Genomic DNA, 12,556 nt, shown 5'->3' on the forward strand with positions numbered 1-12,556 from the left:
TTATCTGCGCTTTTGGCTTGGCATCTGCCGCACCTCGCTCGCCGTATCGGCACTTAGAATTATGCGGTATTGCCTTAACTGTTTGGAGCATCCACAAAAAAACGGACAAACAGAAAGCCTGCTCCTTTTTGCGGGAGCAGGCTTTCTGAAGGCTAAAAAATAGCCGAACAACAACCAACTGAGGAATCTTCAAAGAGAATCTCTCAATCAATTGCTGCCCAGCTATTTGGTGCACATTTCATATGCAATCAGGAGTAAAGCATATGATTAGCGCCTATTAGGAAAACACACTGTCAAAGGGGGTTGTAGCGGGGGTTAGCCCGCTACTGCGGTATCTTCCGTAGTGTTAATTTCAATGTACTCGGCAATCTTGCGGAGCTCGTCAGCAAATTTGAATTTCACGCTGATATTGCCGTTTTCATAGACCTTGATATAGTCCACAAGTTCAACCAAGATTTCACGGTTGAGGGCTTCAATGTTCTGATACTTCATAAAGGCTACCAGTGCGGGATGCTCATTGTCCACACCGTTTGCCAGTTCTGCGCGTTCAGCGTTCAGCCGGGTAAGCACCGCGGAAATATCAGAAGTCTGCCGTTCATAGTCAGCCTTCATATCCCGGTATTCCTGCTGGGTGATTTCACCGTCTTTCCAGTCCTGATAAAGAGATTGCTTGTAGCGTGTTATCTTTGTCAGTTCCCGCTCTTTTGCAGCTATCAGATCGTCCAGTCGGTAAGACTGGCTTTTTTTGATTGGAGCGGAATTGATCTGCGTGACGATTTCCGAGTAGGAAACAGCCAAATGTACCTGATGCTGTACAGCGAACAAAACAGCAGCCTCCAGCCGTTCATGCTTGATTGAGTGCATGGTGCAGGCTGTCCGGGAACGGTTCTTGTAGGTTGAGCAAGAATAATATACATTGTTGTTCTTGCCAACGCATCGGGTAATGGCCCGCCCGCAATCGGCACATTTCAGAAAGCCGCTGAATAAATGTACCTCACGGCCTTTCGGGGAAGTACGGGTATCACGCTGTAAGAGAGCCTGTACCTTGTCGAAAGTTTCATAGTCGATAATGGCCTCATGCGTTCCAGCCACTTCCACCCATTCCTCGCGTGGAACAGCTTCAATCTGGTGTACCTTGTAGCTTTTCACCCGGCTTCGGCCTTGGGCTAAATCCCCGGTGTAGGTCGGATTGGTAAGAATGGAGTGGATCATGCGGACTCCCCACATAGGATCGTCATACCCTCTTGTCGAAACAGGCAAGCCCTTTTGTACCTTGTAAGCCGAGGGGCTCGGTACGCCGTGTTCGTTCAGGTACAGCGCGATAGCACGTTTTGATGACCCTTGAATAAGCATTGTGAAAATGAGTTTGACATTTTCAGCAGCATCGGGATCAACAATCAGCCTGTGCTTGTCCTTTGGGTGCTTTACATAGCCGTAAGGAGCAAATGCTCCGATATACTGGCCGTTGCGCCGTTTGTAATCAAATACCTGCCGGATCTTTTTGGAAGTCTGATAGCAGTAATTATCGTTCATCACGTTTGTAATGGGAACGATGATATTTGAAACGCTGTCGGGGTTCTTGTAGCTGTCCACATTCTCAGCAAGGCTGATAAAGCGAACACCCATTTGAACAAACAGGTTATCGATCAAACTTCCGGCATCGCTATAATTTCGTGCGAAGCGGGACAGGTCTTTTACTATAACGCAGTTGATTTTACCACTCATGACATCCGCCAAGAGCCGTTGAAAATCTTCACGGTTGGCGTCCGTTCCAGTATGACCATCATCCACATATTCCGTGATGCTTTCAAACTCGTCAATGTTGCGTCGGTAAAAATCGTTCAGTAGGTCACGCTGGTTCTTTACGCTGTTGCTATCGTCTTTTCCTTTTTTCAAATCTTCCTTTGAAAGCCGGATATAGATGCCCAGCCGCCAGCGGCGGATTGTGTAAGAGGGAGAGAAACTCTGCTGATACCCTCTGTTTTTTGCTCGTGCCATTGTTCCTCCTTCCCTATCACATTACACTTATATTATAACTCTGTCCGGGGAGGACAACAAGGATGCCTCCACTTCGGGACACTTTGTCTCGAAGAAGCAAAACGAGCTGTAACCGAAGTTACAGCCCGCTTCTTTGCCGCAGCAGGAAATCCGTCAGCTTGTCTTGGAGAGATGGCCCGCTTTCAGCAAATTCAATTTTCACGCCAACACCACCGATGCAAAAGCAGTATGGATTTTTGACAGTCTGCAAAAATCGAGAGATGCGCTCCTTTCGGGAAAGCGCATTGTCAAAGGTCATACCGCTCACATCAGGCAGGGACTCGGCAGCCACCGCGCCAATGTCAACGCTTCTCATTTGTTCAAGTTTCTGTGTAGTTAATTTCACGGTAAACCTCCTTCGCAGATTGATAGAACGCCTCCCGCTGTTTGGTGGGGAAACGCAACAGGCCAGCACCACCGGGATGCTGGCCTGTTGCCTTACTCCACCTTGGGACACTTTGTCTCGAGGTTCATTATAGTTTTTGAATATTAGAGAGTGCCGCACATATTTACTTGGCCTGTCCAAAGACAATCGTTATTTTCTGTGCGGCGATCTCAACGCAAGTAAAGCGACAAGCCCGGAGGAACAGGCAGCCAACCTGTTCAGCGCCGGATCATGGCCTTGGGATGGCCGGGCCCATTTACAGTGTTGGTGTTGTTCGCTCAATCTCTTTTGGGAAATGTCACCGCGCACCCACCGTCTGGCTCCACGTACTTACTCAGGGTTGCCGTTATTCCCTTGCGTTAGGAAGAAAACCTCCTCTCATAAACCGAGACATTTTTTCATCAATTCCAAGTGGGTTAAGAAGAAAAAATCAAAAAGTTTTTTTCATGCGTTCAAGGCCACGCTTGATCGACTGGCGAATAGACTCCTCATGTACGCCCTCGGCCTCGGCAATTTCCTTAATCGACTTGCCAAGAATGATATGTGCGTCAATTCTACGGCCTTGGATCTCCGGCAGAGAATTGAGAGCGTTCCACAGACGAAGAAAGGTTTCCATCCGTTCAAGGAGCTCCTGCGGGGTCGGCTCATGCAGGCAAGCGGAATACTCAATCCCGTCATCGCAGTCCAGAGAATACTGCGCCTTGTGCCGGGAAAGCCGCCGCTGGTAGGCCATTTCATAACGGGCATCGGCCTTGAATACCTCGGCAACCTCGTCAGAAACTTCGATAAGCTGATCCTGCGTGTACCAATAATAAAGATCTTTCAGATTGATAGTAGTCATCGTAAAATCCTCCATTTCAGTTTGTTCGGGGTTGGTCGGAAACGAAATGGAGTAATGGCGGAGAACGGCACCGCACCTCGGGACACTTTGTCTCGAAGTCTGGAAAGCAAAATACGCCTGCGCGACACAAGGCCACACAAGCGCACGAAAATATATTATCGGTTATGTACTGTTTAATTTCACATTCAAAGCCGGACTGCTCCGATGGGGGAGCTACGCTTTTTTTAACTGCTGTAGATCATGTGAGCTTTGAAAAAGCAAACAGGACACGGTAAATTAACCTCCAATCGGCTACCGTGTCCCTGCAAGTCGTCATAGGTTTGTGTAAACGCAAAGAAACGGCGGCTCTGAAATCAAAGCCGCCGTTTCAAATGGGCGTGTCAAATTGTCTGCTCTACGACGGCTTTTTTTCTTTTGCCGTCGTCCGGCAGAGTATTATTCAATATTTAATTCAATGTTTCCAGTGAAATTCTCACATTCAATGCCAATATAATTTCCACCATCAGGAAGTGTAATTGTGTCACTATAAGTTCCGGTTGCCTCAATCAACGTGACTGCTTCATCAGATCCAGAAATCCAAAATACTTTTGCAGTACCTTCCGTAATCTCCAAGGTGCAATCAATGGACAGCTCCTTACCGGCTTCTCTCTTTATGGAAGTTCCTCCGAACAAATACTCTGTACCTGAAAAGTTCGCATAATCAGCCGTATAAGTCCCTGTATAATCATCAATTCCTTTTTCTTTTTCCCCTTGCAGTGACGATTTCCCTGTCAGTTCTATGGAGCCCGCAGATTGAACAATGTTATTGTAATGATTGAGAATTTCGTCTTTTGAACAGCCAGCAAGCATAAAACTTCCCACAAGGACGAATGTTAATGCTAAAACTATTTTCTTCATAAAATCATCACCAGCCTTTCTTTGGAGCTACCTTTTTGGCCTTTTTCTTTGTTTGGGTTGCTTCTCGTTCTTTCATGCACAAAATCAAGATGGCAGAAATAACCACAGCAAGCGCAAGACTGCAAGAACAGGTTCCGATATTCCAGTTGACTGCGGTATCATAGCTACGGTAGCCTACCATTCCAAGACTTGCGGTAATCGGATAAAGGTTTGCTAATGTCATATTTCCTGCGGCAAACATCCCTCCATATCCATAGACAAAAGCAATGATTACACCGACTAAAAAGCTGCCTGCCCTCCGACAAGTAAGAGCGATAATCGGCAGAACCGCAAGATATAAAAAGAAATTAACCGCAGTAATCTGCAAGGCTGCTTTTAGAGCTAAGGAAATCTCAAAGCCGGGAAATCCCACAATCATTTCTGCTATGATTGTAAACAGACTGCATATCAGCCCGAAAATAATAGACAATACGCCGCACACAATCAATTTTCCGGTCAACAGTTTCTTAAAAGAGATCGGCACAGTCAGAATATTTTTCAATGTGTCATCCGTCTGCTCACGAGAAATCATATATCCAGCAATTAGGCTGATACACATCGGAAAAATCATGGACATATTGTTTTTGATGACCTGTTCTGTAAGATAGGCAAAATCCCAAACGGAACCATCATTCGCCATAGAGGTAAACAAGGTCAGCAGGACGGATAGGAGCATGAGTGCAACGCCCGCCCAAAGGACAAACTTTCCGTTTGCGTCTCGAATACGGTTGCCGTCCTCGTCCAGCTCATACACCCGGCGTTGCTTTAGCCCCCATTTGCCGTTCTGCTCGATGGGGCGGATAGGGCAAAGCACATGAAAATGTGGATTGGGTATGCCGCCGTCCTCACGGTCTGGCTGGTGTACGGCGAAGTCAACCACCATGCCCCGGCTCACAAAGTTCTCCAACAAAAATTGCCTTGCAAGAGCGATGTTTTCCTCAAGGGAAAATTCATTCTGCAAGGCAATGTCAAAGCTGTATGCAAGCTGGGCGTTCTTTCCACGCTCGGCTTTTTCCACGGCGTTCCATAGGGTCTGGCGGTCTGCGTATTCGGGCGGTGCATGGGACGGCAGGAGAATGTCAGAGCAGATCACGCCGCCCTTTCTGGTGTAGTCGCTGTATTCGCCGTAATACTCGCTATACAATCGCTCCCCGGCACGGTAGGCGGCAGAAGCGATAGCGGACTGTCCTGCGCTTCGCTTAGTCTGCGTGACGCTCAGATGAAATAGTGCCATCGGCTTTCAACTCCTTTTCTCTGTTCGCTTGGTTGGTGTGAGTAATCGCCATGTGACGGACGGCTCGCTGGACTTCGGACAGAGAAAAGATGTGTTCCATCAGCTCTGTCATTTCGGTGCGTGTGAGATCTTTGACCTCCGGGGCAAGACTCTCAACCGTGCCGCCCAGATTGCAAAGGCGGTGGGTGCGCTTGGTGCGTTCGCCTTTCTCCAGATACTTCTTTCTATTCTCAAGACGCTCCAGCTTGTGCTGTTCCTGTGCAAGCTGCGTCTCGGCTTGCTCCTTTTCGGCTTGGAGCTGGTCGAGGGTTTTCGGTTTTGTCATTGTAATTGACCTCCTTTTTTGATTTTGGGGATAAAAAAAGACCGTCAACTTTTCGCATAGTGCGACCAGTCAACGGTCAGTTTTTCGGTATTCAGTTGTTGTGTTCAGTTCGGTAAATTGAAGTTGGTCAAAGTTGTTGGCGAAGATATTCCACAACATTTCCATTCGTATCATAGAAACAGATGTTTCCTACATTGAGGGGCAGGACAATGGCGAAAGGCTTGCCACTATCAATATCAATCACCTGAATGCCGTTGCCATCATCTACTTCAAGTCGAACAATATTTTGGGTATTCATTGAGATAAATGCCCTTTCGTTATTTCCCTCAACAACAAACTCTGCAATGTAATCATCAACCTCAACTATATCTCCACCACCACGGAAGAAATATCCAAAAGACAAGCCAGGGCGATTTACATAGACAGAAAAAGTGTGGTCTGTCTTGTCCTGTGGGTAAGAAATAAATGCAGCCATTGTGTCGGAAATGCTTCCATCAACAATCCAATCATCCAAAATTTTTTGAGATTGGCGAATGTCTGCTTCTAAACTGTTTGCGGTTTTACCAATGTCATTGTTTGCATAAAGGAAACCGAAAACCAACACACAAGCCAAAATAACACCCAAGAGGATTATGGGTAATTTCTTTTTCATAGAATCACACTCCTTTATCAAATTAAGATTCTTGATTTTCAAACTTGCTGGCGGCGAACGGTTTGTCAAAACCGTTTGCGGACGGCAAGTCCACAGGGGATAGCCGCTTTAGCGGCGCAAGGGGGTGTAGCCACCTTGACGGAACGAAGTGACGCAACATTCTCGGTCATGCAGTTTTCTTCTGCTGACGGAGAATGAAGCTCCGCAGGACGCACTACTCTCGACAGAGAGTATAGAAGTGCGCCCTTTAGTTCCTAAAGGGCTTTTCTTCTGACCCAAATTACATAAAATGTAGATCAAGACATTTCTAAGAGGTACTCTCAGATTTTCACAACATAAGGTTCATCTTCAATAATACCCTGATCGTGGGTAACAATGATAACCGTTTTACCTTCTTCATTGAGTTCGTGCAATAACCTCATAACAATATCTCTATTTTTCTTGTCAAGTGAGCCAGTAGGTTCATCTGCCAAAACAACAGAACATTTTTTCATCATAAGACGAGCTAAAGCAACTCTCTGTTGTTCACCACCGGAAAGCTGATAAACTTTTTTGTTAACTTCCTTTGATAACCCCACACGATTAAGAGCTTCTTTAAGTGATACTTTAGTTCGGCTTGATTTTTTAATCAAACTTAAATTTTCTTTAACTGTCTTATTTTCAAGCAGTGCAAAATTCTGAAAAAGAAACCCCACTGTATCCGCAAAAAAACTGTTTTTATTTTTAAGCCGGGTAATATTCAGCCCTTCGATTATGATACTGCCGCTATCCGGCTTTTCGATACCACCAATCATATTGAGCAAAGTGCTTTTTCCACTGCCGCTATCCCCGCTGATTACTACAAAACTTCCATCCGGAATTTCCAAATTAAAGTTGGAGAAAATTATTTTCTCTCCAAATGCTTTATTTAAGCCACGAATTATAATCATAAACATCCACCTTTCAAGGACTTTGAGATATTTGTTTTTTCAACCCACATAACATTTGTGAAAATGATTGCCATTTCAATAATGGTGAGCAATGCTCCAACCAGTAAAGCAATCCCGACACTTGCGTTAGATATAAAAAGCGAAACAATGCAAATCAATATCACAACGGCTATATTTTCTAAGAGATTAACGGAAATAAATCTTTTGTGCCTTTCATAAAAGCGATAGCCCAAAACCTTTTTGAGGGAGATTTCCATCGCATTAAGTCTAAATTCCATTTTCACTTCAGATATGATGATAGCGATATCTAACAGCAATACTAATACGCAAAGAGAGCTTATAAAGCCAATCAGTTTCACGAGAAAACTATGACTATAAGTATAATCCTCCCCGACATTCGTCAGCATAAAATAGTGTGGACCAAGCTGTTCTGCATATTTTTTCGCAGCATTACGAATTGTGCTTTCATCGCATCCGTAGATCACCTCACCATTATATGTTCCTGTTTCGATATAACTTCCATTCAAAGCAACAGCCTCATTTGCCTGATAAATAACAATCGGATTTGTTGCTCTTGACAATCCGTCAATAGCCTCTTCTCTGTTCGAATTGAGATAATAAAATTGCTCTCTGCCAGAATATTCTTTATAAACAACACGCAGTTCTTCTGCATTTTGGGTAAGAGAGTCAATTTCCTCTTTTGCGATATCTTTGTATGATTCCGCATTTTTTCCCTTTGGCACGAAGACCACGATATCCTCTTTTTCATCATCTTCAGTAAGCATATCAGAAAACCCTTGCAGCATATCTCTGGCATTATGATTTACAAAAATATAATTATCCGTATCGCTTATCCGGCTGCCTATGCAGACCACCGGATTTATAGTGTTGTATTCATTTTCGTAAAGGTCATTCCAAAATTCGCTCTCTTTGGATTCCTCCTCATTTTCTTCAAAAGGAGGTTCAATCTGCATAACTCCAAAATAGTAATCATTATAATGATTTTCTAAAAGAGTAGTGTTTGTAAGTAAATTACCTTGAATGCTACTGAGATTTGTAGTTATTGTAAAAATCGTCATAGCAGTAGCAAATACTTTAAGACCGTTCAGAAGATAAAACATACCTTTTTTATCTGAAGCATTGGCAAAGGCTTTTTTTACATCAAAGCGGACAAAAGCAGCATAAGGAATTACGGAAAGAACTGCTCCGGCACAATACACTGCCAAAATGAGATGATCTTCATACGCTCCCGATATAAATTGAGAAACAAGCAACTTTGCTAAGACGAATAATGCAGCATATGAAATCATATCAGCCACTACAGCTTTTAGAGCAATCACAGCAGCATTTTCGCCCAGAGAAGCTCGTACAACTACTTCCTTTTGTCTGCGTATCACCTCAATCATATTAAGTACAATCATCAATATGGCAACCAGGCCCCAAACAATGAACATCATATCAGTTTCGGTTGATTGCCAAAACTCTGGCTGCGATATAGAATATTCTTTTGCCAAATCTTGATATGTGGCAATAATGTCATCATCGTCACCGATATAGCTGACCATTATTTCCTGTCCATTGCCTGTGTTTTTTGCTTCTCTAAAATCTTCAAATTCTATTACGGTGATTCCGCCTATCAAAGCCGTATATGTTTTTTCCTCAATATCCATTGTGCTTTTAAGACTATCCCGAACAACGGTATCATCACCATAAATATAAAGTCTTGTCTGATAATTAGAAACTCTCTGATTAAAAGTCGAAAAAATATGAACACCATGCTTCTCAGCTGTATCTTCTGCATTGGCTAAAAATGAATCCATATCGTCATTAGTAGTTGTGTATCTGGACGATAAATAATAAGCACCATTAAAGTTCCAGAGCATATTTTGATATACTTCAGCTTGCATAACAAAAGCAAAAATAATCGTAATCAACAGCAATATATTTCTTATATGTTTCATTTAAAATTCTTAAACCTCCTTTGAATAGGTAACAGACACACGATTGCCCAAAATACTAATATGGATTTTTTCATACAACCACATTCTCTTGTTAGATTCTAATTTTCCGTTTTCTTTATTCGCATAAATTATACCATAAAACTTGTGAACAATTCTACCGCAACTTTGGACTATATGAGAAAAGTCCGAACAGTTTTCTGCCCGGACTTTCTCGCTCAATCATAAATCAATTCCGCTTTCACAATCTCCTCTGCCTGTGCCTTGCAAGCGTTCATCTGCCGCACCCATTCCATTTGTTTTTCAGCTTTCAGTTGCTCTGTCACGCCGTACTGCTTTGCCAGCTCTGGCACGATCAGTTCCATGCGGCTTCGTGCCGCTTCGTCAATCTCGGCGCAATGCTCAAAGAGCTTGTCGGATAGCGCCAGCTCATTGAACAGTATCGGGCGGTGCATTTCCAAATACGCTTTGCGAAGTCTGCCGTAGTGTCCGAGGGGCTTTGTCTTGCGGATAACGATGTTCGGGATAAGGTAATCTCCGTTCTGTGTGTAAGTGATATTCATGCTGATTGCACTCCTTTCATCGGCTCTCTCTGCGGTAAACTGCTGACGGGAACGAACACGCCCTTTGCAATGTCCTCTGCACGAATGGCGGCTTTCTTGGCTTCGATTTCTGCCTTTTTTCTCCCCTTGATTTTGTCCTCGTATCGCTTCTGCGCTCCGCTGGCTTTCCGCTTCAAGTAGTTCTGATGAAGCCTGTCCTTGCGTTCCTCACGCTTGCGGATTTCCTCTAATTCCTCCGGGGTAAGCTCCACTTCGCCAAACGCCGGTGGAACAAATCGCCCAACAAAATTGAAGTAAATCTCGACCTCCTGTGTGGTCTGTATACTGCCTTTGCGGTCACGCTCATGCACAAGGATTTTCTCGATAAACTCATTGAGCATGGCAATGGTCAGCTTGTCGAAGTTCTCGTATTTGTCAATCAGAGCGATAAAACGGTCAGCGTCCTTTTCGTGCGTTTCATAGCTCTTGATAGCCTTTTCCAGAACAGAGATTTCAGCGGTAAGCTCGGACTGTTCCTTTTCGTATTGAGCGTCCAGAGTGGCGTATCTGCTATCGGACAGCTTGCCTAAAATGTTGTCCTCATAGATTTTGCAGAGCAGGACTTCCAGCTCGGAAACTCTCTGCTTTGCTGTGGCAAGGCGTGTACGCTGTTTCCTGACCTCTGTGGTCTGCTGGCTGGACTGCGCTTCCTGCACCACACGGACAAACTCGGCTCGGTCATGCTTGGCATACTCGGCAATGGCTTTCAGCATTTCAGAGACAAGGGACAGTACCACATCTTCATTGATACGGTGCTGGGTCTTGCAGAGCTTTCCAACTGGGACTTTGCTGTATTGGGAACAGGTATATTGAGAAATGCGCTTGCCGTTGTTGGTGCGGTGGACATACATCTTGCCGCCGCAATCGGCACAATAGAGCAAGCCCGTGAGGGGAGCTGCTTCGCCCCAGCCGTCCGGGTAGCGTCTGACATTTCCACGGATTTTCTGCACAAGGTCAAAGGTCTGCTGGTCAATGATAGGCTCATGGGTATTCTCAAAAATTGTCCATTCGTCCTCCGGGACATAATGGCTTTTCTTGTCCTTGAAGTGCTTTCGGGTCTTGAAATTGATGGTGTGTCCCAGATATTCACGCTTTTCAAGAATGTTGCAGATGGTGGAAGAACCCCAGCCGTACACATCTTTGAAAGTCTTGTTTTTGTTCACGCCCTCGCCGTGTTGGGCAAGGTAAGCAGACGGAATAAGCACCTTTTCCGATTTCAGTTTGCTGGCGATCTGATACGGACCGTAGCCGTCAATCGTCATGGCAAAGATGCGCTTGACCACATCAGCGGCTTCGGGGTCAACCAACCATTGGTCTCTGGCTTCGTTCCAGAGATAGCCGTAAATGACCGTGCCTGTGAGGTGCTTGCCGGACTTGCCTTTTGACTGGAAAGTGGAACGGATTTTACGGCTGGTGTCTCTGGCGTAATACTCGTTCATAATGTTGCGGAAAGGGGTAAAATCATCGTCCCCTCTGGCACTGTCCACGCCGTCATTGATGGCGATAAGGCGAACGCCACGCTGACGCAAGATTTCCATAATCTGACCGACTTTCAGATAGTCACGACCCATGCGGCTCATGTCCTTGATACACAGGTACTCCACATTCCCGGCTTCCACTTCTTTCATCATTGCTAAAAATCCGGGACGGTCAAAGCAAGTACCACTAATACCATCGTCCGTGAAATGGACAATGTTTGTAAAGCCCTGCCGTGCGGCGAACTCCTCCAACATAGCCTTTTGATTGGAAATGGAATTGCTCTCACGCTGTTGGTCATCATCTTTGCCAAAGTCATCACGGCTCAGTCGTTCGTACAGAGCTGTGATTTTCTCATTTTTTCTCATAACTTGCGCTCCTTTCTTCGATTTTGGGTTGTGTGTTCTAAGAGACTTCCCAACTGCTTGATTAAGAAGTCTTTTAGAGCATACAACACCGCTGGCCAATTTGTACTTTTTATATTGTTTGACCGCGAAGCAATCCGGCTTACGCTTTTCGAGCCCGGCAAACATATAGTCCACCGCGTTCATAAAATCCTCGTCATCCTCCTTGACCTCCATGCCGGAAATCATATCCACAAGGGTATTCATGTTCCGATCCTCGGCAGGTCCCTCGAAAATGATGTAGGCAATCAGGGCGCAGTACAAAAGCGTTTCCGATTTTGTCCAGAATGGATCGCCTTCCTTGCCTTCGCCCTTGGTGTTGGAAATCAGAGCATCCACGAATTTCAGAATATCGGCCTCGTTGCGGATATACGCCAGCGGGTTATAGTGCATGGATTTTGAAAAATCTATGCTGTTGAATACCTTGATTTTGTACCCGCGTTTTTGCAGGAAACCCCCGACCTGTCCCAGCACACCACCTTTCGGATCGACCACCACATAAGAGGAATGAGCCTGTAAAAGCTGGGGCGTAAGCCAGAAGCGGGTTTTGCCGGAGCCGGACGAGCCGATAATGCAGCAATTCAGGTTTCGGGCATTTGCGGGGATTTTCGGACGGGTGTTCATCGTGAGAAACTCTGTCCCGGTCAAAATCACGTTGTTTTCAAACTTCGGATCAACAAACGGTTTGATGTCTTTTTCCGTTCCCCATGAAGCGTTTTGTCAAGTGCTTTTTTGAGTTATTGACGCAAATTATCGTGAAAGTGCGAAAGTGCAAAG

At 45.0% G+C, this 12,556-nt stretch carries 9 protein-coding genes and 2 pseudogenes; all 11 read right to left on the reverse strand.

Annotated features, from left to right (window positions below):
* Positions 1 to 315: 315 nt before the first annotated feature.
* Positions 316 to 1,998, reverse strand: coding sequence for a recombinase family protein (locus C4885_RS13080; protein WP_014080196.1), 1,683 nt, complete (start codon positions 1,996 to 1,998; stop codon positions 316 to 318).
* A 118-nt stretch (positions 1,999 to 2,116) separates the two neighbouring features.
* Positions 2,117 to 2,383 (reverse strand): DUF6870 family protein, encoded by a 267-nt coding sequence (locus C4885_RS13085; protein ID WP_110104228.1) that lies wholly within the window; start codon positions 2,381 to 2,383, stop codon positions 2,117 to 2,119.
* Positions 2,384 to 2,852: 469 nt separating this feature from the next.
* On the reverse strand, positions 2,853 to 3,263 hold the full coding sequence (locus tag C4885_RS13090) for a sigma-70 family RNA polymerase sigma factor (RefSeq protein ID WP_015560007.1): 411 nt from the start codon (positions 3,261 to 3,263) through the stop codon (positions 2,853 to 2,855).
* Positions 3,264 to 3,698: 435 nt separating this feature from the next.
* Positions 3,699 to 4,160, reverse strand: coding sequence for a hypothetical protein (locus C4885_RS13100; protein ID WP_029732360.1), 462 nt, complete (start codon positions 4,158 to 4,160; stop codon positions 3,699 to 3,701).
* 256 nt (positions 4,161 to 4,416) lie between these two features.
* Positions 4,417 to 5,433: pseudogene (gene mobQ / locus C4885_RS17335) on the reverse strand (MobQ family relaxase); the annotation flags it as partial.
* Positions 5,399 to 5,758, reverse strand: coding sequence for a DUF3847 domain-containing protein (locus C4885_RS13110; RefSeq protein WP_015516226.1), 360 nt, complete (start codon positions 5,756 to 5,758; stop codon positions 5,399 to 5,401). The gene C4885_RS13110 and the pseudogene mobQ, both read right to left, overlap by 35 nt.
* Positions 5,759 to 5,885: 127 nt before the next feature.
* Positions 5,886 to 6,410 carry a hypothetical protein gene (locus C4885_RS13115; protein ID WP_015516227.1) on the reverse strand — a complete coding sequence of 175 codons (525 nt, stop codon included), beginning with the start codon at positions 6,408 to 6,410 and terminating at the stop codon, positions 5,886 to 5,888.
* A gap of 320 nt (positions 6,411 to 6,730) precedes the next feature.
* On the reverse strand, positions 6,731 to 7,339 hold the full coding sequence (locus C4885_RS13120; RefSeq protein WP_002593328.1) for an ATP-binding cassette domain-containing protein: 609 nt from the start codon (positions 7,337 to 7,339) through the stop codon (positions 6,731 to 6,733).
* Positions 7,336 to 9,300 carry a DUF1430 domain-containing protein gene (locus tag C4885_RS13125; RefSeq protein ID WP_002593327.1) on the reverse strand — a complete coding sequence of 655 codons (1,965 nt, stop codon included), beginning with the start codon at positions 9,298 to 9,300 and terminating at the stop codon, positions 7,336 to 7,338. Before C4885_RS13125 ends, C4885_RS13120 begins: the two co-directional genes overlap by 4 nt.
* A 215-nt stretch (positions 9,301 to 9,515) precedes the next feature.
* On the reverse strand, positions 9,516 to 9,860 hold the full coding sequence (locus C4885_RS13135; RefSeq protein WP_114000768.1) for a TnpV protein: 345 nt from the start codon (positions 9,858 to 9,860) through the stop codon (positions 9,516 to 9,518).
* A pseudogene (locus C4885_RS13140) lies at positions 9,857 to 12,496 on the reverse strand (DUF4368 domain-containing protein); the annotation flags it as partial. The gene C4885_RS13135 and the pseudogene C4885_RS13140, both read right to left, overlap by 4 nt.
* Positions 12,497 to 12,556: the final 60 nt, after the last annotated feature.

Source organism: Subdoligranulum sp. APC924/74 (genome assembly GCF_003324125.1).
GTDB classification, from domain to species: Bacteria; Bacillota; Clostridia; order Oscillospirales; family Ruminococcaceae; genus Gemmiger; species Gemmiger qucibialis.